At 58.9% G+C, this 23,515-nt stretch carries 19 protein-coding genes; 10 read left to right on the top strand and 9 right to left on the bottom strand.

The genetic code is table 11. The features are described from left to right. Positions 1-52: 52 nt before the first annotated feature. The 4 genes from DKY63_RS09190 to DKY63_RS09175 all read left to right on the top strand — a co-directional run bounded on the left by DKY63_RS09190 (position 53) and on the right by DKY63_RS09175 (position 6,093). Positions 53-1,120: a WD40/YVTN/BNR-like repeat-containing protein gene (locus tag DKY63_RS09190; protein ID WP_110963827.1), complete on the top strand. Its 1,068-nt coding sequence runs from the start codon at positions 53-55 to the stop codon at positions 1,118-1,120. Positions 1,121-1,153: 33 nt separating this feature from the next. Then, a complete protein-coding gene (locus tag DKY63_RS09185; RefSeq protein ID WP_110963826.1) occupies positions 1,154-3,658 on the top strand; it encodes an efflux RND transporter permease subunit in 2,505 nt (834 codons plus the stop codon). 84 nt (positions 3,659-3,742) lie between these two features. Next, positions 3,743-4,537, top strand: a complete 795-nt coding sequence (locus DKY63_RS09180; protein ID WP_110963825.1) for an SDR family oxidoreductase — start codon at positions 3,743-3,745, stop codon at positions 4,535-4,537. A 20-nt stretch (positions 4,538-4,557) separates the two neighbouring features. Continuing rightward, the gene (locus DKY63_RS09175; RefSeq protein ID WP_110963824.1) at positions 4,558-6,093 is read left to right on the top strand and encodes a class I adenylate-forming enzyme family protein; all 1,536 of its coding nucleotides are present in this window, start codon (positions 4,558-4,560) and stop codon (positions 6,091-6,093) included. Here the strand turns inward: DKY63_RS09175 and DKY63_RS09170 are convergent. After that, a complete protein-coding gene (locus DKY63_RS09170) occupies positions 6,059-6,697 on the bottom strand; it encodes a cysteine hydrolase family protein (RefSeq protein WP_110963823.1) in 639 nt (212 codons plus the stop codon). The genes DKY63_RS09175 and DKY63_RS09170 overlap by 35 nt on opposite strands. A 121-nt stretch (positions 6,698-6,818) precedes the next feature. On the opposite strand from DKY63_RS09170, the gene DKY63_RS32935 reads away from it, so the two are divergent. The 3 genes from DKY63_RS32935 to DKY63_RS09155 all read left to right on the top strand — a co-directional run bounded on the left by DKY63_RS32935 (position 6,819) and on the right by DKY63_RS09155 (position 10,946). Then, positions 6,819-9,146 (top strand): acyl-CoA dehydrogenase, encoded by a 2,328-nt coding sequence (locus tag DKY63_RS32935; protein WP_096511894.1) that lies wholly within the window; start codon positions 6,819-6,821, stop codon positions 9,144-9,146. A 33-nt stretch (positions 9,147-9,179) separates the two neighbouring features. Next, positions 9,180-10,367, top strand: coding sequence for an acetyl-CoA C-acyltransferase (locus DKY63_RS09160; RefSeq protein ID WP_110963822.1), 1,188 nt, complete (start codon positions 9,180-9,182; stop codon positions 10,365-10,367). Positions 10,368-10,490: 123 nt separating this feature from the next. Next, the gene (locus DKY63_RS09155) at positions 10,491-10,946 is read left to right on the top strand and encodes a hypothetical protein (protein ID WP_110963821.1); all 456 of its coding nucleotides are present in this window, start codon (positions 10,491-10,493) and stop codon (positions 10,944-10,946) included. Positions 10,947-10,981: 35 nt separating this feature from the next. On the opposite strand, the gene DKY63_RS09150 is transcribed toward DKY63_RS09155, so the two are convergent. From DKY63_RS09150 to DKY63_RS09125, 6 genes are all read right to left on the bottom strand, one after another. After that, positions 10,982-12,016, bottom strand: a complete 1,035-nt coding sequence (locus DKY63_RS09150; RefSeq protein ID WP_110963820.1) for a Rieske 2Fe-2S domain-containing protein — start codon at positions 12,014-12,016, stop codon at positions 10,982-10,984. A 140-nt stretch (positions 12,017-12,156) separates the two neighbouring features. Continuing rightward, positions 12,157-13,293 carry an acyl-CoA dehydrogenase family protein gene (locus DKY63_RS09145; protein ID WP_110963819.1) on the bottom strand — a complete coding sequence of 379 codons (1,137 nt, stop codon included), beginning with the start codon at positions 13,291-13,293 and terminating at the stop codon, positions 12,157-12,159. 2 nt (positions 13,294-13,295) lie between these two features. Then, on the bottom strand, positions 13,296-14,495 hold the full coding sequence (locus DKY63_RS09140; RefSeq protein ID WP_110963818.1) for an acyl-CoA dehydrogenase family protein: 1,200 nt from the start codon (positions 14,493-14,495) through the stop codon (positions 13,296-13,298). 45 nt (positions 14,496-14,540) lie between these two features. After that, positions 14,541-15,740, bottom strand: coding sequence for an acyl-CoA dehydrogenase family protein (locus DKY63_RS09135; protein WP_239499389.1), 1,200 nt, complete (start codon positions 15,738-15,740; stop codon positions 14,541-14,543). 13 nt (positions 15,741-15,753) lie between these two features. After that, positions 15,754-16,851: an acyl-CoA dehydrogenase family protein gene (locus DKY63_RS09130; protein WP_162634887.1), complete on the bottom strand. Its 1,098-nt coding sequence runs from the start codon at positions 16,849-16,851 to the stop codon at positions 15,754-15,756. Between the two features lie 10 nt (positions 16,852-16,861). Next, complete coding sequence (locus tag DKY63_RS09125; protein ID WP_090469127.1) at positions 16,862-17,269, bottom strand: Zn-ribbon domain-containing OB-fold protein; 408 nt, start codon at positions 17,267-17,269, stop codon at positions 16,862-16,864. A gap of 252 nt (positions 17,270-17,521) precedes the next feature. Between DKY63_RS09125 and DKY63_RS09120 the strand changes: the two genes are divergently transcribed. The 3 genes from DKY63_RS09120 (at position 17,522) to DKY63_RS09110 (ending at position 20,199) form a co-directional block, all read left to right on the top strand. After that, on the top strand, positions 17,522-18,220 hold the full coding sequence (locus DKY63_RS09120; RefSeq protein ID WP_096511885.1) for an SDR family oxidoreductase: 699 nt from the start codon (positions 17,522-17,524) through the stop codon (positions 18,218-18,220). Positions 18,221-18,234: 14 nt separating this feature from the next. Next, positions 18,235-18,927, top strand: coding sequence for a TetR/AcrR family transcriptional regulator (locus tag DKY63_RS09115; protein WP_110963815.1), 693 nt, complete (start codon positions 18,235-18,237; stop codon positions 18,925-18,927). A gap of 72 nt (positions 18,928-18,999) precedes the next feature. Next, positions 19,000-20,199 carry a CaiB/BaiF CoA transferase family protein gene (locus tag DKY63_RS09110; protein ID WP_110963814.1) on the top strand — a complete coding sequence of 400 codons (1,200 nt, stop codon included), beginning with the start codon at positions 19,000-19,002 and terminating at the stop codon, positions 20,197-20,199. 65 nt (positions 20,200-20,264) lie between these two features. Here the strand turns inward: DKY63_RS09110 and DKY63_RS09105 are convergent, their stop codons facing one another. Together DKY63_RS09105 and DKY63_RS09100 are read right to left on the bottom strand one after the other, a co-directional pair. Next, on the bottom strand, positions 20,265-21,755 hold the full coding sequence (locus tag DKY63_RS09105) for an aldehyde dehydrogenase family protein (RefSeq protein ID WP_110963813.1): 1,491 nt from the start codon (positions 21,753-21,755) through the stop codon (positions 20,265-20,267). A gap of 45 nt (positions 21,756-21,800) precedes the next feature. Beyond that, a complete protein-coding gene (locus tag DKY63_RS09100; RefSeq protein ID WP_110963812.1) occupies positions 21,801-23,450 on the bottom strand; it encodes a GMC family oxidoreductase in 1,650 nt (549 codons plus the stop codon). Positions 23,451-23,515 lie beyond the last annotated feature (65 nt).

Here is a 23,515-nt window from a genome sequence, read left to right as displayed (position 1 = left end):
CTGGTGCTCGGCTCTTCGAACCCACCTGGCTCAGTAGTGCTGTGAGGATGAAATGGCAACTGTGCGTTATATGTTCGTGCTGGCGGCAGCCCTGGTCACAGGGTTGTCGAACCCGGTGAATGCCAAAACCGACTTCACCGATCCACTGGATCGCCCTGCGTCGACTGTCGGCAATCTGATCGGTGCCCATCTCAATAGTGTGACCACCGCGGGCGAGCGATTGATCGCGGTGGGAGCGCGCGGCCTGATCATTGTTTCCGACGATGCCGGTGCCAGCTGGACCCAGGCCTCTTCACCCGTCTCAAGCGATCTGTTGGGCGTTCATTTCCCAACGGCAAAGCAAGGCTGGGCGGTCGGCCATGATGGTGTGATCCTGCATAGCAGCGATGGCGGGGTTAATTGGGTCAAGCAATTCGATGGCGTGGCTGCGAGCAAGATGTTGACCGAGCACTTTGACAAATTGGCCGCTGCCGGTGACGAGTCAGCCGCCAGCTTTCAGGAAGGGGTCAAACTCAATTATCAGGACGGTCCGGAACAGGCGCTGATGGGCGTCTGGTTCTCCGACGAGAACAACGGCTTAGCCGTAGGGACCTTTGGCACTCTGCTCGCCACCCACGATGGAGGCAAAACGTGGGAGTCCTGGATGGAGCACTCCGACAATCCCGAGTTCCTGCATTACATGGCGATTTCTGGAAGCGGTGAGCAGATTTATATCGCCTCTGAGCGTGGTGTTGTCTTTAGGCTGGATCCTCGGGCGCAACGTTTCGAGCGTCTGGAAACCGGCTACACAGGCAGTTTTTTCAGCATCAAGGTGACACCGACAACGCTCGTTGCCGCAGGCCTGCGGGGCACGGCATTCAAATCCATGGATGGCGGCACCACGTGGCAACCCTTGCCCACTGGAATCAATGTGGCGCTCAGCGATGTGCAGAGTCTGCCTGACGGCCGTTTTCTGCTGGCCGGGGTCGATGGCAAAGTCGTTATCAGTGATATCGCGGTGAGCAGCTTCAAACCCTTGACGGTGTCGCGTCCCGGACGGTTTACCAGTCTGACCGGGCTCAAGAATGGCAAAGCCGTCAGCGTTGGTTTTTCCGGGGTGCGGGAAGTCACTGTGCAATAGGTGCCGACGGCTCCAGTCTTTTCAGAGGCAAATATGGTTGATTTGAAAGCGCTGCAAATGCCCGTCATCGCGGACCCTGCCGACTTCGACAAGAACAGCGGCAATTGGCTCGAACGGCTGGTATTCAATCATCGCATCAGCGTGATCCTGTTTTGCGCAGTGCTGACGCTGTTCTTTGGCTGGAGTGCGCTCAAGCTTCCGGTCAACACCAGTTTCGAAAAAATGATTCCGCAGTCCCACCCCTATATCCAGAATTATCTGGAACACAGGGATGCACTGCGCGGCATGGGCAATGCGACCCGTATCGTGGTCGAGAACACTCAGGGCGACATCTTCGACAAGGATTACCTGCTCGCCTTGCAGAAGGTCAACGACGCCGTCTACCTGATGTCGGGTGTTGACCAGGGCTGGATGCGCAGCTTGTGGACCAGCAGCCTGCGCTGGACTGAAGTCACCGAGGAGGGCTATCGCGGCGGCCCGGTCATTCCCGACCGCTGGGACGGCAGCCCGCAATCGATGGACCGCTTGCGTGAAAACATTAACCGCGCGGGTATTGTCGGCAGCTATGTGGCCAACAACCTCAAGTCGTCGATGATTTTTGTGCCCTTGCTCGACATCAATCCCGAAACCGGCAAGCCACTCGATTACGCGCAGTTATCCCGGCAACTGGAAGCGCAGGTGCGCTCCCTGGAAACCGATACGATCAAGGTGCACATCATCGGTTTCGCCAAGATCGTCGGCGACTTGATCGACGGCTTGTATTCGGTCATGGCGTACTTCGGTTTCTCGGTATTGATTGCTACCGCTCTGGTGCTCTTCTATACCCGATGCCTGCGCAGCACGCTGTTACTGGTGTTTTGCGCCTTGCTTGGCGTGGTTTGGCTATTGGGTTTGCTCAGCGTGCTGGGCTATGTGCTGGACCCTTATTCGATCCTGGTACCGTTCCTGATTTTTGCCATCGGCCTGTCCCATGGTGCGCAGAAGATGAACGGCATCATGCAGGATGTGGGGCGCGGGACTCACAAGTACGTGGCTGCCCGCTATACATTCCGTCGACTGTTCATGGCTGGCTTGACAGCGTTGCTGGTCAATATCGTCGGCTTTGCCGTATTGATCATCATCGACATTCCTGTGATCCGTGACATGGCCCTGACCACCAGTCTGGGCGTGGCGATCCTGATTTTCACCAAGCTGTTTCTGATCCCTGTGCTGCTATCGTATTTCGGCGTCAGCGATCAGGCAGCCAAACGCAGCATTCAGACGTCTGAACAGGTGGAGTCAGGCCATAGCCCGATGCAACGACTGCGTGTGGGTCTGATCCGTTTGACGCAGCGCCGTCCCGCCATGTTCGCTGTTGCAGGGGCGGTCGTGTTGGCGGGGGGAGGGTTGATGATCGGCCACCATGTGCAGTTTGGTGATCTCAACCCGGGTGCGCCTGAGTTGCGTCCCGAGTCGCGCTATAACCGCGATGTGGCTTTCGTGACGCAGAACTATGGCCTGTCCACCGACCAGTTCGTGGTCATGCTGAAAACCCCGGCAAACGGTTGCACCGAGTTCGCCTCGCTCACTGAAGCTGATCGGCTGAGTGCCCGCTTGCGCGAGTTGCCTGGTGTGCAGACCACGTTTTCGCCGGCCGATGGTATTCGCCTGACGACCTCCGGGCTGTTCGAAGGCAACCCCAAATGGCAGACCATCCCACGTAACGCCAGCAACCGCACACAGGCGTTCAACATGTTTGCCACCGACCGCCCGGAGCTGGTCGATCGCTTCTGCGTGATCACTCCGGTGATTGCTTATCTGTCAGACCACAAGGCGGCGACGCTGGAGCGTGTGGTCAAGGAAGTGGAAGCCTACAGCGCTCAGTACAGCACCGAGTCGCGCACGTTTCTGCTGGCAGCGGGTAGCGCAGGCATCGAGGCGACAACCAACATTGTGGTCAAGCGCAGTTTCTGGACCTTGCACCTGGTGCTTTACGGTGCTGTGGCATTGCTGTGTTTCATCACATTCCGCAACTGGCGAGCGGTCGTTGTGGCACTGATCCCATTGATCATCACTTCTATCCTCTGTGAGGCGCTGATGGTGATGCTGAACATCGGCATCAAGGTGGCGACCTTGCCGGTCATCGCGGTTGGGGTGGGCGTCGGTGTCGACTACGCGTTGTACCTGCTCAGCGTGCAACTGGGCTTGCAACGGCACGGCATGACACTCGCGCGCTCGTATGAGGGATCGCTGGATTTCGTCGGGCGGATCGTGGGCCTGGTCGGCCTGACAATGGCGGCCGGGGTGATTCCATGGATCTGGTCTCCGATCAAGTTCCAGGCCGACATGGGGATTCTGCTCAGCTTCATGTTCCTCTGGAACATGGTCGGTGCATTGGTCCTGATCCCGGCGTTGTCCTACTTCCTGTTACGTACACCCGCGGACGATGCCGACCGGGAAAAGGTAGAAGAAAACGCAGAGATCGATGACCCGATGGCGATTCTGGAATCGCCGGACGACGCAGACAAACTCGCCGTCAAACTCCGCACCACAGCCTGAAACCCAGCTAAGCACGGAGCAGATTTATCTGCTCCGTGCTTACGCGCACCTTTTAACAACCTGCGGATGAGCTGGAGTCTACTGATGAATCTTGGTCTGGAAGGAAAAGTCGCGTTTGTTTCCGGAGGCAGTAAAGGCATCGGACGCGCCTGCTCTGAACTGCTTGCCGCTGAAGGGTGCAAGGTCATGGTTGCCGCCCGCAACAGTGATGCAATCGAGCAAACGGTGGCAGCGTTGCGTGATGCCGGTGGCATTGCCAGTGGCGTGATGGCTGACCTGACCCGGCTTGGCGATGTGCAACGAGCAGTGGGGGTGACACGGCAGACCTTTGGCTCGCCAGACATCGTCATCACCAATGTGCACGGTGGAGAGCCCAGCGATTTTCTTGATGGGAATGCCGATGCATTTCTCAATGCCTTTCAGAACCTGGTCATGAGTGTCGTGCATCTGGCGCGAGCGACTGTTCCGCATATGCGTGAGCAGCGCTGGGGACGTTTGTTGACCATCGGTACCGCCGCGGCCAAGGAGCCGGCGCCAGGCTTGAACCTGATGGCTGCAACCACCGCACGTGCAGCGGTCGTCACCTTGAACAAATCCCTGGCCGATGAGTTCGCCGTCGACGGCATCACCGTCAACACGCTCGCCACCGGTTGGATCGCAACGACCACCATGCTCGAAGAAGTGGGGCGCATGGCCAAGGAGCGCGGTATGGCCGCCGACGCGCTGCTCCAGCGCCTGACCAAGAGCATTCCCGTTGGCCGCGCGGGCGATCCTCAGGAGATCGCTTCGCTGGCGGTGTACTTGTGCTCCGCCCGGGCGGGTTACATGAATGGTTGCCTTATCCCTGTCGATGGCGGCAGCCATCGCAGTGCCTGGTAATTAGCTGGAGTTGAAAGCCCATGACCCTGTTGCACGCCCCGACCCTGTGGCAATTGCTGGAACGGCGTGCGGAGCTGACGCCGCAAGCCCCCATGTTGATCGATGGTCGCAAACACTTGCACATGACCTTTGCCCAGGTACTGGATATTGCCGAGCGCTTGGCCGCGGGCTTTTACGAGCTCGGTATCAGTGCCGGCAGTCGGGTCACCTGGATGTTGCCCACAGGCTTGCCGGCCGTTATGACCGCCTTGGCCCTGGCGCGCCTGGGCGCTCTGCAAAACCCGATTATCTCGTTGTACGGTGAGCGCGAGGTTCATGGCGTTCTCGAGGGAAATCGTTCGGAGTTCTTGCTGGTTCCCGGTGACGGCGAGCGTGATTTTGCGGCGATGGCCGAACGCCTGTGCCAGCAGCTCGAGCGGCCGCCGCAGGTGATTGTCATGGGCAATCATCTGCCACGTGGGCGGGCGTCAAGACTGCCGCCACCACCCAGCGACGGTCAGGCCGTGCGCTGGGTCTATTACACCTCGGGCACTACCTCACAACCCAAGGGCGCTTGTCACACGGATGAAAGCTTGATGATCGGTGGCCGGAACCTGGCCCGCTCAATGAGCGTCAGTGCCGCCGATGTCGGCAGCGTCGCTTTTCCGTACGCGCACATTGGCGGTGCGATGTACACCACCATGCTACTGGCCTCGGGCATGAGCGCTGTGTTGCTCGACCGCTTCCAGGCCGAGGAAGCTGCTGAAATCTATCGCCGATATGCCGTGACACTCGCTGGCGGCAGCACAGCCCATTACCAGCTATTGCTTGCTGAACAAAGGCGCAATGCTCAAACACCTTTATTGCCCGGGATGCGCGTGCTCTGCGGTGGGGGAGCTCCCAAACCGCCAGAACTCTATTACCAGGTCCGCGATGAGATAGGGTGCGGTCTGATTCATAACTACGGTATGACCGAAGTCCCGTTGATTTGCGCAGGCTTTGAGTCCGATACGGACGAGCAGTTGGCCAATGCCGACGGCATACCCATGCAAGACATCGAATTACGGATTATCCGCTCTGACGGCATCCTGGCAGGGGAGGGTGAATCGGGCGAAGTACGGGTGCGCGGTAAGGCGGTGTTCAAAGGCTATACCGACCCTGCATTGAACGTGGTGTCATTCGATGACGACGGCTTTTTTCGCACCGGCGACCTGGGCATGCGCCGGGCCGACGGTCGTATCGTTCTGACCGGCCGGCTCAAGGATGTGATTATCCGCAAGGGTGAGAACATTTCGGCCAAGGAAATCGAAGACCTGCTGTTCACCCATCCCAAGGTGGCAGCGGTAGCGGTCATCGGCTTGCCGGATGAACTGCGGGGTGAGCGTGTCTGCGCCGTCGTCGAACTGAAGCCGGGTGTTGCGGCATTGCAGTTCGAGGAGATGGTCGATTTCTTCATGCGGGCCCAGGTGATGCGGCAGAAGATTCCCGAGCAACTGGAAATCGTTGAGCAACTGCCGCGCAATCAAACCTTGAACAAAATTCTCAAGCACGTCCTGCGTGAGCAATACGCTCACTGAGCGCCGCAATGACCGACTCGCTGTCGCTCAACGTGCTGTAGAGCGGCAGCAGGTTGTTGACGATAAAGTCGTGGCTTTGCGGTGTGGCACCGGCGATGCAGTCCTCGGGTACCACGACCTGATAACCCAGGTCTGATCCGCACAATGACAGGCCCGAAATGGCGACGTTGGTCGAAACACCGACCGGCACAATAGTCGTCACCCCCATGTTACGCAGGATCGAATCCAGGTCGGTGCCGTGAAAACCCACCAGGCTGAAGCTGCGTGCATGCACGATGTCCGTGTCGTGAGGTGCCACTTCCGGAACTGACTTCACATCCTCTGAACCAACAATCATTCGGTTTTGCTTGGTCGAGCGGGCAATGATCACGCTGGTGCGTGGCAGGTCGATATAACCCGGACGATGCGCTACATGAAGGTGCAACACCGGCAGTCCGGCGGCCCTGAACGCCTCCGCCAGGCGAGCGATGCGCGGTAGCACGCCGCGTTGCTGTACCTGCTCTGCAAGCCCTGGAAAGTCAGACAGTTCCGGGTCGACGACACCTCGTTGGCATTCGCTGATGAGCAGCGCAGGGCGTTTTCCAGCTTCAAATCCTCTAGGCATGAATTCCTCTCTGACAGATTGGCCACGACGGGCAGGTTGAAATAGTGGTTGACACCGGCTGAGTATAGAATGAAAACTGACATAACGTTAGTTAATTGATTTAAACGTTCAGGAGTCTCTGATGGGAGTAATTGCGGATCAATCGCTGTCAGCCATGCTGCGCCAATCGGCCGATGACTTTTTGACAGGATCGCACAGCCCATCGCGCTTGCGGGGCTGGATAGGCCGGGCGCGACCGGTGGAATCATCGCTATGGCACGACATCGCAGCGTTAGGCTGGACCGGTTTGCTGCTTCCGGAGGCACTGGGTGGCAGTGGCCTGGGCTTGCGTGAGGCGACAGTCCTGTGCGAGGTGATGGGGGAGCGCTTGTTCGCCGAGCCCTTTGTGGGATGTTGCGTAATGCCGTCACTGTTGCTCACGCAGGCTGAAAATGGCCCCGCCACCGAGCAATTGGCCGCCTGGCAGGTCAGTGGCGAACGCCTGCTGGCCCTGGCCTGGCAAGAACAGGCCGGGCAGATGGATCCGGACCTGATCGAGTGCCGGGTCGATCAAGGCCGGCTCAGCGGGCGCAAGGTCTTTGTGCTGGGGGCTGAACAGCAGTCAGTCTTGCTGGTGTCTGCCCTCGAACACGGCCAACCGGTGATCGTCGCCGTTGCTGCGAATGCCCCAGGCGTTCGTGTTGAAGCCTTCGCGGCAGGCATCGGGGCTCAGTACCATGTCGACTTCGATCAGGCGCCTGTGCTCTTTGAACAGGCACTGCTCAGGGGCCAGCCGGCGCTCAATGCCCTGCAACTCAGCCTGGCAGGTGGGCGTATTGCCTTGTCGGCGGAATTGGCGGGGCAGGCGGCGGGTTGCCTGCAACAGACGCTGGATTTCGTCAGCCAACGGGTGCAGTTCGAACGCCCGCTGGGCACCTTCCAGAGCATTCAACATCGCTGCGTTGACCTGAGCATCGAACAGACGCTGGCGAAGGCCAGTTTGCAGCATGCGCTGACCTGCCATGAGCAGGCACCTCTGACGCAGGCCAGTCAGGCCGCTATCAGTGCCGCCAAGGCGCGATGTGCTCAAGCCGCCATCCTGACCGGCAAGCAAGCTGTGCAACTGCATGGCGCAATGGGCTTTGCCGAGGAAGTGGACATCGGTCTGTACTTGCGGGCAGCGATGTTCGGATCGGCCTGGTTAGGGGCGGTCTGGGATCACCGCCGTCAATTTGCGAAGCTCACTGACGAAAACCCGATTGAAGCGACGCTGGCGCCCTTCGAAGCGTCGAGCTCCAGTGATCCTCGGGAGTGGAGCGACGAGGAGTTTCGGGCGCGCCTGCGGGTCTGGCTGACGGAGTTTTACCCCGAACATTTGCGGCAGAACGATCGCCGGCCATTCCTGCGCCTGCGCGGCGACGACCTGACCGGCTGGCTGCGCTTGCTCAACGATCACGGCTGGCGTGCGCCTGCCTGGCCTCGTGAATACGGTGGCATGGGCATTTCCTTTCGTAAGCAGCTGATTTACCAGCAGGAGATGGAACGCGCGGGTGTCGGGCGGATTATCGACAACGGTGAAACCCAACTCGGTCCGACCATCATCAAAGGTGGCACCGAGGAGCAACGTGCACGCATCCTGCCAAGGATCCTGGCCTGCGACGATATGTGGTGCCAGGGCTACTCCGAGCCAGGCGCCGGTTCCGACCTGGCCAGCCTGCGTACCCGCGCAGATCTCGACGGCGATGAGTTCGTCGTCAATGGACAGAAAATCTGGACCACTCACGCCGCTGAATGCAGCCATATCTATGCGTTGGTGCGCACTGGCAAGTTTGAGAAGAAACAGCAGGGCATCAGTTTTCTGTTGATCGACCTGAGTGCTCCGGGCGTCAGCGTCCGGCCGATCGCCAACATTGCAGGCGAAGACGAGTTCTGCGAAGTGTTCTTCGACAACGTTCGCGTTCCGGCCAGCAACCTGCTGGGTGAACTGCATCAGGGCTGGAGCCTGGCCAAAGCGTTGTTGGGCCATGAACGGATCTGGCTGGGCAGCGCGGCAATGGCTGGGAGTGCGCTGGAACTGGCTGGGCGGCTTGTGACGGAACTGGGCCTGGCCAATGACCGTGGCGTGCTCGATCGACTGGCTTGTTTGCAAGCAGACCTGCATGACTACCGACTGTTTTATGCGCAAATCTGCGATCGCATCGCCGAAGCCGATGAACAACCGGGGCCGGAGGTTTCGATGCTCAAGGTTTACATCTCGGAGCTGTTGCAACGCATCACTGAATTTTGCGCGGAAATCGCCGGTGATTTTGGCGGCATCGTTGGCGACGTACAGATCGGCTCGCTGCTCACCGATTTGCACTGGCCGTTGATGATGGCGCGACCCGTATCGATCTATGCCGGCGCCAATGAGGTCCAGCGCGACATTCTGGCCAAGGCTGTCCTGAAACTGCCCAGTGCCCCTCGCACCTGAGGCCCGAGCCACCGTGAACAACCGGATTACATCATGAGAGAAGCGGTCATTGTTTCCACTGCACGCACACCGATCGGCAAGGCCCATCGAGGTGCTCTGAACGACATCAAGTCGCCGAGCCTGACAGCGCATGCCTTGTTGCATAGCACCTTGCGTGCAGCGGTTGATCCCACTGAGGTCGAGGATGTGATCATTGGCGCAGCCATGGGGGCCGGGACCGCAGGGCGCAACCTGGCTCGCGCAGCGGCGTTGCGGGCCGGCTTTGGCGTCGGTGTCGCCGGCGCTACCGTCGATCGGCAGTGTGCCTCGGGATTGATGGCTATCGGCATGGCCGCCAAGCAGATCCTGGTCGATGGCATGGACATCGTCATTGGCGGCGGCTCAGAAAATGTCAGCGCATTGACGCCCAGCTACCTTGAGTGGGCGATACGCGACAAGGATCTGGATCTGGTGGAGCGGGTACCCTCTGCCTACATGCCGATGATCGAGACCGCCGAATATGTCGCTCGGCAGTACGGTATTTCCCGTCAGGCCCAAGATGAATTTTCCCTGCAGGCCATGCAGCGCGCCGTCGCGGCCCAGGCCAGGGGCGTCTTTGCCGAAGAAATCGCACCCCTACAGGTCTCGCAAAAGCTGGTCGACAAACAGAGCGGGGAGATCAGTTACAAGCGTTTCCTGTTCAGCGAAGACGAGTGCCTGCGTGCGAGCACAACCGTCGAAGGTCTGGCGGCACTCAAGCCAGTCATGGAGGGTGGCAGTATTACCGCTGGCAACGCCAGTCAGCTGTCCGACGGTGCCTCGGCCTGCTTGCTGATGGAAGCGCGTGTTGCTGAACAACGCGGGTTGAATCCGCTGGGTGCCTATCGCGGATTGATCGTCACTGGCTGTGCACCGGAAGAAATGGGTATTGGCCCGGTAACAGCCATTCCGAAGCTGCTGGGTAAACATGGTTTGACCATCGGCGATGTCGGCCTCTGGGAGTTGAATGAGGCATTTGCCTGCCAGGCCTTGTATTGCCGCGACCACTTGGGTATCGATCCGGAAATATTCAACGTCAATGGCGGTGGCATCGGCCTTGGTCATCCGTTCGGCATGACCGGTTCGCGCCTGGTGGGCAGTGCCTTGCTGGAAGGGCGTCGACGCGGCGTACGCTTCGTCGTGGTGAGTATGTGCGTGGGGGGCGGTATGGGCGCGGCAGGGCTGTTTGAAGTCTACCCTTGACCTCTGACGCGACTTGAAAGGAAAGCCTGGAATCCGTGCTGGATTCCAGGCTTTTGCGTCCTGCCCAGGCTCAAAGGCGACCATTGGCCAGCGGCACCATTGATAGGGTCGACGGAGTGAATGATGAACGTCACAAACCCATTGGCAGTCTTCATGATCGCTGCCTCCCTCTGTGCTTGCACCACGTCAACCGAGCAAGTGATGACCGTTCCTTTGCTCGCCACTCAACGCAACGCCGGTCAGATTGCCAACGTGACACTGGCAAGCCGGGGCACACAAACGGGATTGAGCTTTATCATCAGTGGCATTCCAGGTGGCGTTTCTCTGCCCTTGCGTCTCTACACCTTCATCTATAAAGGCAGCTGCCAGCAGCCGGGGCCAATCGCATTCTCGGTGAATGATCAGGTCAATACCGAGCGTGCCGCAGTACGCGGCTGGACCTACTCAAGAAGCGTGCCTGTCGCCCTGTCAGAACTACTGTCAGGCGAATACTCGATCGTCGTGAGAACCGCGCCGTCCGATGGCAACGTCGATATTTTCTGCGGGGAAATCCCGCAAGGAACCCGGCGAAACAACTGATTTCGCCAGGACTCAGAGCAACGCCTTGCGCGATGTCACAGCAGACTGCAGTTGACCGGTTCGCCAGTGTCTTCCAGGACTTTCAGCGGTCCCTGGTTACTGCCTGTCGCCTCATAGAACTGCTCGCACCAGGTCCGCAGCGCGGTATAACCCGCGACGTCCTGTCTGGCATAGATCGGCCTTTGCACAAACTTCTGGTGTCTCCAGATCACCGCGTCCTCTTCGAAAAGAACGCGGGTATGCCGTGCCATTTGTCGAACGGATTCAGGCATGTGCTCAGGAGACTTTGGATCGCGCCGGAAGTAGTAGCTCACGCGCAGGTCTGATTTTTCATCGTCGACGGGCGTGCATGACAGCACCAGGCGGCGCGCCAGTACCGGATGATCGAATATTGAGAAGTTCAGACCGACCCCGGCATTGCGCGCATGCAACAGCATCGCGACTTCCTTGGTGACTTTTGAGCGAAAGCCCATGGTCGACTTCCAGATCGCCGTGCTGGTATCGAAGGCCAGCAGGACCGGGTCTTCGGGGGCATTGTGGGCAAAGCGGAAGTGCATGGTATCGGCAGCGTTTTCGGTAATCAGTTGCGGATGGATGGGCTCTTCAGGCGCGAAGACCACGGCATGGGGATAGCACGGGTAATAATCGGCGGGATCTGCCGGGTGTTCGGGGTGATCGAATACGTCGGGCAACCAGCCGTCGCGGGGTGGACCACTGGCCGGATCGTGCCACAGGAACATGATGCCGTGCTGTTCGACCACGTCCCACTTGCGCAGCTTTTTGCGAATGGGATGGTCCTGATAGGGAATCAAGGCGTTCTCACCTTTGGTGTTCCACTGCCAGCCATGGTAAGGGCAGGCGATGCAGTCGCCTTTGACTTTGCCGCCATAACCCAAATGCGCACCCATGTGGTGGCAGTGGGCATCGAGTACGGCAAGCTCGCCTGCTTCGCTACGGAATGCCACCAGGTCATGCCCAAGGTATTTCATCGGCTTGACTGAGCCTGGAGCCAGTTCATCGCTCCAGCCGATCTGGAACCAACCGGTCGGTTTCATGGATAGGTTCAACATCACACGGTCCTCTTGGTTTTTGTTATAGCGGTGTGTTTGTTGTCATGGGTGCCCCTTGGGGCGTATGAAGCAGCGTTGAAAAATCCGGAGCCTTATGCAGAGTCCGGATTTTTATGGCGAACAGGGCAGGGCGAAACCCCTCAGGCCGCGCGCTCTGCTTCTGCCAGCAACTCGTAGTGATGCATGCTGGTGCCGAGCGCTGCGTTGATCAGTGTCATGCGTTTGAAGTAGTGACCGATGACGTACTCCTCGGTCACCCCAATGCCGCCATGCAACTGAATGGCCTGGCCGCAAACGAATTGACCGCTTTTACCGATGTGCGCCTTGACTGCCGACAGTGCCCGGTCGCGCTGTGCTGCATCGAGATCGAGGCTGGCCAATGCCAGGTGCAGCATGCTGCGCGAGAGTTCCAGTTCGATGAGCATTTCGCTCATGCGGTGCTGCAGACTCTGGAAGTTCGAGAGCGTCTGGCCGAACTGTTTGCGAATTTTCAGATAGTCACGGGTGATCCACAGCGACTGTTCCATCACACCCACCGCTTCGGCGAACAGCCCTACCATGGCGTGCGCGTTGGCGTGGCTCAACGCTGCGTAGCCGTCGCCGACCTTGCCCAGAACCTGGGCTTGGGTGACCTCAACGTTAGTGAGCACCAGGTGGCTGGCCCAACGGTTATCGATCAGGCGAACATTATGTTTGGCGATGCCAGGCGTATTTGCGTCGAGCAAAAACAGTGTGATGCCGTCGCGATCCCCTGCCGCACCAGAGGTACGTACCGAAACGATGAACAGCTCGGCGATATTGCCACCGATCACCGCTATTTTTTCCCCGTTCAACCGCCAGCGACCTTGCCCGGTCTCGAAGGCGCGGGTCTTGACATAGGCTAACTCTCCGCGTGCCGGTGCTTCTTCGTGGGCCAGCACAGGCAGTGCCATACCTTCACCCATGGCCTGCAGCACCGCACGAGCTTTCGGGTCGTTGCTGGCCAGCAGAGTTTGCGCCGCCTGGATGGCCACTGCCCAGTAAGGTTCGACGCACAGCACACGGCCGAGCTCTTCCATCACCAAGGCACTTTCGATGGCTGAGCAGTTCATTCCACCCAGATCTTCCGGCAGGCCCAGGGCCAGGAGGCCGAGTTCGGCCAACTGAAGCCAATGACCGCCATCGAAGGCGCCGTTATCGACGGTTGCACCGCGCTGTTCGAAGGAGCAATTGTCCTCCATGAACCGGCGAACGCTGTCTTTGAGCATGTTTTGCTCTTCATTGAGTTGAAAATCCATGCTCAGAGCTCCAGGAACGAACGGGCGATAATCGTGCGTTGAACTTCATTTGCCCCACCGTAAATAGTGGTGGCGCGACGGTAGAAATAATCCGCCATGATTCCGGGCGCCGTGTTTGGGCCCGGTGGCCAGGTTCGCTGGCGCTGGGCGTCGCCCAATGGGTCGGGGTAGACATAGCTGGCGTGGCTGCCGAGGGCTTCGACTTGCAGCTCGCCGATTTTTTGCAGGAGTTCCGAACCGCGGATTTTCAGCAGCGAGCCCACCGGCAAACGAACATGGCCTCCTGCTTTTTCGTGCAGGGCGCGCAGACTCAACCAGCGCAGTGCCAGCAAGTCAGTATTCAGTTGTGCCAGGCGACTGGCAAAGCCAGGTCGGTCGATCAATCGCCGACCATCGTGCTGCGGTGTATTGAGCAAAGTCCGTAGTCGGGCCAGGTGGGCATTGTTGCGTGGCCATTCGGCACTGAACGCGCGCTCGTTTTCCAGCAGGAATTTGGCGTAGGTCCACCCCATGCCTTCCTCACCGACCAGATTGCTGACCGGTACCCGTACGTCATCGAAGAAGACTTCGTTGAGGCTGTGGCTTTCACCGATGTCATAGATCGGGCGAATGGTCACGCCCGGCGCCTGGCGGTCGACAAGAATCATCGAAATACCCCGCTGACGAGCCTGCGGATCGGTCTTGGCGAGGATGAAAATCATGTCCGCGGTTTCAACGAACGAGGTCCAGATTTTCTGCCCGTTGATGACATATTCATCGCCGTCGCGTTCGGCACGCGTCGTCAATGAGCCCAAATCCGATCCAGCATTGGGCTCGGAAAAACCCTGGCCCCAAAAGACGTCGCCACTGAGGATCCGTGGGCCGTACTGTGCCTTCATGGTGTCGTTGGCAAAGGTCATGATTACCGGGCCGATCATCTTGAATCCAGCGGTATCGACCGCTGGCGCACCGGCCAGGATGCTTTCCTCTTCGAAAATGAACTGACGCACGGGCGACCATCCGGTGCCGCCCCAGGATGTCGGCCAATTGGCGCCGGACCAGCCCTGGGCGTGAAGGATCTTGGTCCACTGGCGGGTGTCTTCACGCAAGGGGTGGTAACCCCGGCGATTGCGTTCAGCCAGATCCTGGGGCAGCTTGGCCTTGAGGAAGGCACGGACTTCCTGACGGAAGCGCTCGTCTTCCTGATCGAGAGTGAAATGCATGAGCGAGATCCTTCGGTGGCGGGCGACCAAGGCCGCCCGGGGCGTTTATTTGTTGGCGTTAAAAGGCTGGCCCTTGTCTGGCCGTGAATCCTGCGGCAGGCCAAGCACACGCTCGGCCAAGGTGTTGAGCAGTAACTCGTCGGTACCGCCGGCAATACGCAAACTGGGGTCGAGCCAGGCACTGGTGAAGTCGGTCTTCGCCTGAGAGTCTTCATTCAGGACCAGGCTGTTCGGTCCCTGGATGTTCATCGCCATCCGACTCAAGGATTGACGGGTGCGCCCCAACAGCAATTTGCGCATGGCGCCCTCAGGACCCGGAGCCTCGCCCTTGGCAAATGCCTCCAGGGCTTGGCGATGGATGGCGCGCAGGCCTTGGCGCTGGACGAATACATCGGCGATGCTGGCGCGGATCTCAGCGTCATCAAGCGAGCGCTTGCCATTGATTTTCGACTGCTCGGCCAATGCGATGAATTTCTCCAGGCTGGGGGCGTAGCCGGATTCGTCGGTGACCGAGTAGCGTTCGATCATCAGCGTTTCGACTGCGACCTTGAAACCACCATTGATTTCACCCAAGCGTTGATCGTCGGGAACGAAAACATCATCGAAGAACACTTCGTTAAGGTCGCTTTCCTCGCCCAGACGTCGAATCGGCACGACACTCACGCCAGGGGATTTCATATCGACAAAGAAGTAGGTCAGCCCGGCGTGCTTGGGCAGACTCGGATCGGTGCGGGCGACGATCACTCCCCAATCGGCGATTTGTGCCCAGCTGGTCCAGACCTTTTGCCCGCTCAGGCGCCAGCCGCCTTCCACCGCAACAGCCTTCAAGCGTAGTGACGCCAGGTCCGAACCTGCCGAAGGTTCGGAAAATAGCTGACACCAGATCAACTCGCCACGGACAGTGGGCCTGGCCAGACGCTCGGTCCAATAGGACGGGGCGTAGCGCAGGAAAATCGGTAGGGGGTTGTTCAGGCTGATGCTGAAGTAGACCAGTGGCAGGTCATAACGCATCTCTTCTTCGCTGAAGACGACTTTTTCCAGTTCGCTGCCACCTGCGCCACCGACCTCCGTTGGCAGGGTGATGCAGGCGTAGCCGTGCTCGGCCTTGAGGGCTTGCCAGGCGCGAGCCAGGTCCAGGTCCTCTTTGAAGCTCAGCCCGCGCCTTGCTTGTCCAGCGTAAAGAGGGGCGTGCTCTGCCAGCCAGGATCTGGCGCGTTCGCGATAGCGTTCGAGTGTATTGCTCATGATGGGTCCGCCGTTATCCATGATTCGCCGTTTCCAGCCCGATTTCGTTCAGCAGACATTCACGCCAGTAGTGGATGCTGCCCAGTTCCAGGGCGAGCGTGCGTGAGCGACGGTAGTGGTGATGAGGCATGGCTTCCCATGTCATACCCATGCCGCCGTGGATATGCAGTCCTTCCTGGGCGATGTAGTCGTAGGCTTTGGTTGCTGCGATACGTGCTGCTGCGCTCAATTGGCGACTCTCTACCAGGCTGTTTTCCCAAGCATTGAGTGCGTCATTGGTGCAGCCCTTGGCGATTTCCAGCAAGCAGTAAGCTTCGGCGAGCTTGTGCTTGATCCCCTGGAAGCTACCGATCTGTTGGCCAAAGGCGCGGCGTTCGCGGGCATATTCACAGGCCAGATCCAGGCTGGCCTGGGCGCCGCCGATCTGCTCGCTGGTGCAGGCGAGGGCCGCCAGGCTGGCGATATCCAGAATGAGGTCGAGACCGCCTAGTCGTGTGGCCGGGACCTGCTTGAACTGCAGGACAGCCGCGGCACGGGCGTTGTCGAGGGTATTGAATGTATGGCGGGTGACACCGGGATGTGCAAGATCGACCAGATAGAGCGCATTGCCCTGTTCGCCTTGCGCCTGAACCAGTGCAATATCGGCAACGCTGGCAAAGGCGGCCAGGGCCTTTTCGCCTTGCAATATGCCGTTGCTTGCCAACAATGACGGGCTTGTCGCCAAGCCGCTGTCCTCTGGATCCGCCAAGGCCAGGCAGGCGATCTTGCCTCCGTTGGCCAAAGCTTCGATCAAGGTACTCCAGTCGCCTTTGGCGAACTGCAGGGCATGGGCAGCCACGGCGTTGCCAATCAGCGGCAATGACGCGGTCAGGCGCCCGGTTTCTTCACAAAGCACGCCAAGGCCGCTCCAGCCCAGACCCAATCCCCCCGATTGCTCGATTACCGCGACACTCGGCCAACCCTGGTCGACGGCATGGCCCCACAAGTGTCGATCGAAACTGGCGGGTGTATCCAGGAGCGACTTCAAGTGTTCCGGGGTGGCTTGATCCTTTAGCAGGCGCCTGGCCTGTTCGCGGATCGAAGCGAGACTTTCGGCGTGTTCTTCTTGCATGCGGGCTCTCTCAGACAGGCGTGAACAGAGGTAAGTGAACATCCTCGATCGCTTCGAAAACCACACGTACCCGCTGACCGATGAAGGCCGATTCGGGCGCACAGCCGACGATGTTGGTCGTCAGTTGCAGGCTTTTGTGGTCGTCGAGTGAAACGATGGCGACGGCATAAGGCACAGGCTGGTCAGGCGACCACGGCTGATGATTGATCGTCAGTGCCTCGATGGTGCCCAGGCCCGAAACCGCCTGCGGCGCGAGGTTTCGGCTCAGGCACTGCGGGCAGATGATTCCCGGCGGATGCAGCCAATGGTCGCAGTCGTTGCAGCGCAGAAAGCGCAATTGGCCGTCGGCGCCACTGGTCCAGAAAAACCGGTTGAGATCATCCAGCTGTGGCAATACGCGTTTGTAGGCAGTGCTCATAAGAATCTCCAGCGTTGACGGGGGGAAGTGAACATCATGCTTGAGCTCGCACAGTGCTACCACCGCTAGTCATTCATCGCTTAAAACTAACATGTTGTTATTTTTAGAGCATCTCAAACAAAGATGCAATAGGCCGCCTACAAGATGTTTGTTCGTCGTCGATCTGTGGCCTAAGGATGTTGCCGAACACGCTTTTTCTATTGTATAAGCTGATACATGGTCAGTTATTAACAAGAAAAGAGGAGAGTCTAAATGTCGGACGCATTAGTAGTGGTCACCGGGGCTGCGGGTGCACTGGGCCGTGTTGTCGCGCAAACCTTTCTGGCGCAGGGCCGCCCGGTTGTGTTGGTCGATTGCAGTGAGCAAGCGCTGCAATCGGTTTATGAGGGTGTCTCTGGCGACAAGCATTTTGTGGTCGTGGACCTGACCGACACCGCAGCGACTCAGACCGCCCTGGGCAAGGTATTCCAGGCGAAAGGGCCGGCGGGCGTGCTGTGCAACATTGCCGGTGGCTTTGCCATGGGGAGCGACGTGCATGATGCTGACGGCACTGTCTGGCAGCAAATGATGGACCTGAACGTCGCGACCGTGCTCAACACCTGTCGCGCTAGCGTGCCGGGGATGCTGGCAGCCGGCACAGGCAAAATCATCAACGTATCGGCCGCTTCCGCCATCACGGGCAAGGGTTCGATGGGCGCCTATTGCGCCGCCAAGAGCAGCGTGGCGCGGATCACCGAATCCATGGCCCAGGAGCTGCGTGGCCATGGCATTAACGTCAACGCCGTCGCCCCGAGCATCATCGACAGCGCTGCGAACCGTGCCGCGATGCCAGATGTAGATCCGAGCCTTTGGGTCTCGCCGCAGCAGTTGGCAGCAGTTTTCCATTTCCTGGCCAGTGATGCTGCCAGTGCGCTCAATGGCGCCGTTATTCCAGTGGTAGGCCTGTCCTGATACAGACGACTGATATGTTAAGTTTCCTTGCGCCGCACAACGACCTGCCCGGTACTGATCGGGTAGGTGAACAGCAAAATGGTGGAAGGACTTTCATGTCAGTAAAACCCAAGGGGAGGCCTCGTCGTGAATTGGACGAGGCGCTGCTCCAGGCAGCCGCCAACGAGTTTCTGGAGTTCGGCTACACCGATGCTAATCTCGGCCGCATCGCTGAGGCCGGGCAGACAACAAAGCCGGCACTGTATAGGCGTTTCCCCAGCAAGGAATTGTTGTTTGAGGCTGTGCTCGAGCACATCTCCAGGGATTTCGAACTCGATTTAAGTTTTTTGCGGGTTGATCGACCAGTCGCACAATTGCTCTACGAGTTGGCCCAGCTGTTTTACGACAAACTCGGTACCCCGCGTGTCATGGCCATGTCTCGGTTAGGTGCGCATGAGAGCGTCAGATTTCCTCAGCTGATCATCCATTTTCGTGAAGAAGTGATGAACGGTTTCATGGCACAGCTGACAGGCTGGCTCGACCAACTCAACGCGAAAGGTGTGGTGCAAATACCGAACACACTCGACGCCGCGATTATCTTTTTGACCCTTGCGGGCCGCACCCATGAACGACTAATGGGCGTGCAGCTGGCGCAGGAACAGGTGGAACCTCACTTGAGAGAAATCGTGCGTTTTTTTCTTGCGGGCTACGCACCGCGTCCGCAGTAAGCAGCCACCGCGTCTTCGCACTGTGCGTGGGGCATACGTGATCATGAGTGCCAGTGACCAACGGGAGAGGCTATGTACGATGTCATGAACGGTGTACGTGTAATCGAAGTTGCGGAACACACCTATGTGCCAGCCGCAGCGATGGTGCTGGCGGACTGGGGCGCGGATGTCATCAAGGTTGAGCGCGCGCAAGGTGGAGACGCTTCGCGGCATATGCGCCTGCCGGGCGCGGACGGGCGGGTCAATCCATTCTTTGAAACGGGCAACCGCGGTAAACGCGGCATCGCCCTGGACCTGACCCAGGAAGCGGGTCGAGAGCAGCTGTATCGATTGATCGAAGGTGCCGACGTGTTCCTCACCAACTTGCGTGCCGATGCGCGGGCAAAGCTGGGTATAGAGCCGCAGGACTTGCTCAAGCGCAATCCGCGTTTGATCTACGCACGCGGTACTGGCTACGGTTTGCACGGTGCCATGGCCAACGATGGCGGGTTCGACTACCCCACGGCTTGGTGCCGGGCCGGTGCGGCGTTCAATCAGACGCTGCCGGATGAACCTCCACCCAAACAACCTGGCTCCATCGGCGACCTGACCGGGGGCGTCACCCTGGCGGGGGCCATTGCCGCAGCCCTGTTTCGCCGCGAGCGCACCGGCAAGGGCGCCGTGGTCGACAACGCGCTGTACATGGTCGGTACGTATTTGATGTCACAGTCTCTGCTGGCCACCAGCATTGGCGTACCGACGATTCCCATCGAGCGGCAGAAAGACAGTTCGTTTGCCTTGGCCAACAATTACCGCACACGCGACGGTCGCTGGTTGACCATCTGTCTGTTGATGGAGAAGTGGTGGCCTGACTTCGTCGCTCATATCGATCGTCCAGCACTGCTCAGCGACCCGCGTTTCAAGGATGCGGCCTCACGGCATGCCAATTCCCGCGCGCTGGTGGGCGAACTCAACGAAGTGTTCGCCACCCGTAATTACGCGGAGTGGTGCGAACGCTTCAAGACGTTGGAAGGTGTCTGGTCCCCGATACAGAGCCCCGCTGAAGTACTGGCCGATCCACAGGCGTTGGAAAATGGCTTCATCAGTTCGGTAGATATCGATGAACACAGCCAGTACCAGGTGGGCGTATCGCCGGCACAATTCGACGAGCAACCGATCGGAAGACTCATGGCTGGCCCTGGATTCGGCGAACACACCGATGAAGTGCTACGCGAGATCGGTTTGACCGATGCCCAGTTGAGGGCTCTGCGCGATTCAGGCGCCATTCGCTAGCGAACAATGTGAATGCCCCGCATCGACGCGCTAAGCGTGGTGCGGGGGCAGTCGAATTCAGGCTATTAACCGATCGGATAGGTAATAGCCTTTTCCAGCAGATACTCTTTGAGCCAGTGCGGGCCGAACTCCCGTCCGATACCCGAGTGTTTGTAGCCACCAAAGGGGGCCTTGACGTAAAGGTCTCCGGTACCACCGTTGATGGCAACTCCGCCTGATCTTAGTTTTTGCGCAATGCGAAAGGCAGCGGAACGATCAGCTGACATCACGGCACCACTGAGACCAAATTTTGAATCGTTAGCTATGTGTATCGCCTGTTCATCGGTGTCGAAACCGATGATCACGCCGATTGGCCCGAAGACTTCCTCTTGCGCCAGTCGAGATGCATTGTCCACGTTGTCAAAAACGGTCGGCTCGTAGAAAAAGCCTTTATCAATATGGGCTGGTCGCTTGCCACCGGCGATCAGGGTTGCACCGCTCTCCAACCCCAGTTGTACATAGTATTCGGTCTTGGCGCGGGCACTTTCGCGAATGAGTGGACCGACGATCACGCTGGGGTCTTGTGGATCACCGATCTTCAACTGGGCCAGAACTGCTTTCATGGTTTCGGCGAATGCCGGTCGAATGGAGTTGTGCACCAGAAAGCGGGTGAGGAGGGCGCAACCCTGGCCGGCGTGTAGCGAAATACTGAAGGCTGCCAGGCTCGCGGCTTTGACCACATCGGCGTCATGTCTGACGATCATTGCCGATTTACCGCCCAGCTCCAGGTGAACCTTCTTCAAGGTGCTGGCCGACTGACGCAAAATGGCCGAGCCGACGGCATCGGAACCGGTAAAGCTGATGAGGTCAACGCGCGGATCTTCGGTCAGCATCGCCCCGACTTCCGGGCCGCCGGTAACAACACTCAGTACGCCGCTGGGCAGTTGCGCTTCGATGATGATTTCGGCCAGCAGCAAGCCAGAGAAGGGCGTGAATTGCGAGGGTTTGATCACCACCGTGTTGCCGGTAAGCAACGCCGGTACGGCTTTGACGATGTTGAGCAAAAATGGGTAGTTGTACGGGGTGATACCGACCACCACACCGTAGGGCTCGAACAGGGTGACGCCAGCCCCCAGCAGATCGGGTGCCGAAGGGTCGAAGGGGTTAGGTTTTGATTCTATGGCTATCGGTTCCGGCTCGATCTTTTGCGCCAGTGAGATCGCGTAGTCGATGGCTTCTATAGCGCCGTTGAACTGAGCACTGTTCATCAGCATGTGCACGGCGCCGACTTCTTCGATCAATAACTGTTTGATCAGGTCCTGACGGCTGATTATGGCCGCGCGAAAACGTTTGATGGCCTCGATGCGCTCGGCCATATGCAGGGTTGACCAGGGGCCGTTATCGTAAGCATTGCGGGCAGCAGCAATGGCAAGGTCGACTTCGGGTTTACCACCCACCGGGGCCTGGCCAATGATTTCTTCGGTCGCTGGATTGCAAATGGTTTCGTACCCCTCGGAAGGGGAAACCCATTGGCCGTCGATGTAAAACTTTTTTATGTCGGTGAAGGGCGTCGGCATTGCAGTCATCCTTTCTATTTGTTGTGCAATGGAAGGCGGCTGTATTTAGTTTGCGACCCCGGTAAGGTGCCCCGATGGCGCGGTTTTCGGATTGGCAAGCTCCGCGGCGATGATTTCGGCAGCGCGCAAAGCGATCGCCATGGCAGGGGCGTTGGTATTGCCTGAGATCAAAGACGGCATGATCGATGTGTCCACCACCCTGAGCCCCGACACCCCGCGAACCTTCAGGCTTGGGTCCAATACCGATTCGGCATCACTGCCCATGCGGCAGGTGCCAGACACGTGATAGGCGGTGCCTCCCCACTGTTTGAAGGCTTCCAGGATTTCTTCATCGCTTTGGGCATCGGCACTCGGGGTGGTCGCGCCGACGATGAAGGGGGCCAAGGCCGGTTGTGAGGCAAGCTGGCGGATCCAGCGGTACATGGAAATGGCAGCCGCACGATCGGTTACCGAATCCAGATAGTTGGCGCAGATGTAAGGCGGCACATCGGGGTTGGCAGAGCGAATCGACACCTCACCCTGGCTTTGCGGGCGCATGAAATAGCCGCCCAAGGTCAGACCGGGTTGCTTTTCGGGGACGACTTCATCTTCTCCGTAAGTCAGCGAGTACAGGCTGATACCGATTTGTGCGTCGGGACGGTCGAGTTCGGGGCGAGTTTTGACGAAACCGCCAATTTCATGTGCGCTATGGGTGAGCGGACCCTTTCTGCCGGTGTAGTACTGCCACACGGAGCGCAGCAGGCCCAGGCCAAAAAAACGATGATTCAGGCTGTGGCTTTTCACGCGGTACTGCATGGCAAGGAAGAAGTGCTCGCGCAAGTTACGACCCACTTGGGGAGCATCCTTGACCACGGCAATGCCATGGGACTCGAGCAGCGCGGCAGGCCCTACGCCGGAGAGCTGCAGCAATTTGGGTGACTGAATGGCACCGGCACAGACGATGATCTCCTTACCCGCGTCTATTGCGCGTTCGCCGCGGCTGTCGCGCACGGTCACGCTGGTTGCACGTTGGTCTTCAAAGTTGATCCAGAGGACGTCGGTTTGTGTCAGGACGTCCAGGTTCGGGCGGTTGCGAACTGGATCAAGAAAGGCTTTCGCGGCACTGTAGCGCTGGCCATTCCAGATGTTCTGGGTTTGGTAACCCAGCCCGCCAGGCCCGGCGGTGTTGGCCAGGTTGATATCATCCACTCGAGGTGTTCCCGCTTGCACGCCCGCAGTCAGTACGGCTTCGCAGAGTGGGTCGCCTGAAGATTGGACTGAAATTTTGAGCGGCCCTCCGATACCTCGCTCTGGTGTGGCTCCCAGTGCATGGTCCTCGAGCTCGACGAAATGCCGTCCTATGTTGTCCCAGCCCCAACCGGTGCAACCGGCGGCTTCCCACGCGTCATAGTCCTCGGGTGCGCCACGCACATAGACCATGCCATTGATCGAGCTGGACCCACCGATGGCGCGACCTTTGAGCCAGATGTCTTCAGCTTGTTGGGGGCCTCGCGAAACCTTGTAATCCCAAACATGCGGGTTACCCGGAGTCAGCAATTTGCCTATGCCGCGGGGCATGGCAATCAATGCGTTGCTGTCATCCGGGCCGCTTTCAATCAGCAGCACGGACACGGAGTGCCGGGACGAGAGGCGATTCGCCAAGACGCAGCCTGCGGAACCGGCCCCCACAATGATGTAGTCGTATCGCTTATTCATTTTGCTGTCCCAGGGGTAGTTTTATTTTTTTGCTGTTTGGGAGCTGGCGCACCAACGGGGTCAGG

Source organism: Pseudomonas putida (assembly GCF_003228315.1).
Taxonomy (GTDB): Bacteria; Pseudomonadota; Gammaproteobacteria; order Pseudomonadales; family Pseudomonadaceae; genus Aquipseudomonas; species Aquipseudomonas putida_S.
This window is presented reverse-complemented; position numbering and strand designations above follow the sequence as displayed.

Excerpts from the sequence above, each read along its gene's own strand:
- DKY63_RS09150 (WP_110963820.1), bottom strand. The coding sequence starts at position 12,016 with ATGTTGAACCTATCCATGAAACCGACCGGTTGGTTCCAGATCGGCTGG.
- DKY63_RS09120 (WP_096511885.1), top strand. The coding sequence starts at position 17,522 with ATGTCGGACGCATTAGTAGTGGTCACCGGGGCTGCGGGTGCACTGGGC.
- DKY63_RS09135 (WP_239499389.1), bottom strand. The coding sequence starts at position 15,740 with ATGAGCAATACACTCGAACGCTATCGCGAACGCGCCAGATCCTGGCTG.
- DKY63_RS09180 (WP_110963825.1), top strand. The coding sequence starts at position 3,743 with ATGAATCTTGGTCTGGAAGGAAAAGTCGCGTTTGTTTCCGGAGGCAGT.
- DKY63_RS09160 (WP_110963822.1), top strand. The coding sequence starts at position 9,180 with ATGAGAGAAGCGGTCATTGTTTCCACTGCACGCACACCGATCGGCAAG.
- DKY63_RS09115 (WP_110963815.1), top strand. The coding sequence starts at position 18,235 with ATGTTAAGTTTCCTTGCGCCGCACAACGACCTGCCCGGTACTGATCGG.
- DKY63_RS09100 (WP_110963812.1), bottom strand. The coding sequence starts at position 23,450 with ATGAATAAGCGATACGACTACATCATTGTGGGGGCCGGTTCCGCAGGC.
- DKY63_RS09125 (WP_090469127.1), bottom strand. The coding sequence starts at position 17,269 with ATGAGCACTGCCTACAAACGCGTATTGCCACAGCTGGATGATCTCAAC.
- DKY63_RS09105 (WP_110963813.1), bottom strand. The coding sequence starts at position 21,755 with ATGCCGACGCCCTTCACCGACATAAAAAAGTTTTACATCGACGGCCAA.
- DKY63_RS09130 (WP_162634887.1), bottom strand. The coding sequence starts at position 16,851 with ATGCAAGAAGAACACGCCGAAAGTCTCGCTTCGATCCGCGAACAGGCC.
- DKY63_RS09145 (WP_110963819.1), bottom strand. The coding sequence starts at position 13,293 with ATGGATTTTCAACTCAATGAAGAGCAAAACATGCTCAAAGACAGCGTT.
- DKY63_RS09185 (WP_110963826.1), top strand. The coding sequence starts at position 1,154 with ATGGTTGATTTGAAAGCGCTGCAAATGCCCGTCATCGCGGACCCTGCC.
- DKY63_RS09175 (WP_110963824.1), top strand. The coding sequence starts at position 4,558 with ATGACCCTGTTGCACGCCCCGACCCTGTGGCAATTGCTGGAACGGCGT.
- DKY63_RS09190 (WP_110963827.1), top strand. The coding sequence starts at position 53 with ATGGCAACTGTGCGTTATATGTTCGTGCTGGCGGCAGCCCTGGTCACA.
- DKY63_RS09170 (WP_110963823.1), bottom strand. The coding sequence starts at position 6,697 with ATGCCTAGAGGATTTGAAGCTGGAAAACGCCCTGCGCTGCTCATCAGC.
- DKY63_RS09140 (WP_110963818.1), bottom strand. The coding sequence starts at position 14,495 with ATGCATTTCACTCTCGATCAGGAAGACGAGCGCTTCCGTCAGGAAGTC.
- DKY63_RS32935 (WP_096511894.1), top strand. The coding sequence starts at position 6,819 with ATGGGAGTAATTGCGGATCAATCGCTGTCAGCCATGCTGCGCCAATCG.
- DKY63_RS09110 (WP_110963814.1), top strand. The coding sequence starts at position 19,000 with ATGTACGATGTCATGAACGGTGTACGTGTAATCGAAGTTGCGGAACAC.
- DKY63_RS09155 (WP_110963821.1), top strand. The coding sequence starts at position 10,491 with ATGAACGTCACAAACCCATTGGCAGTCTTCATGATCGCTGCCTCCCTC.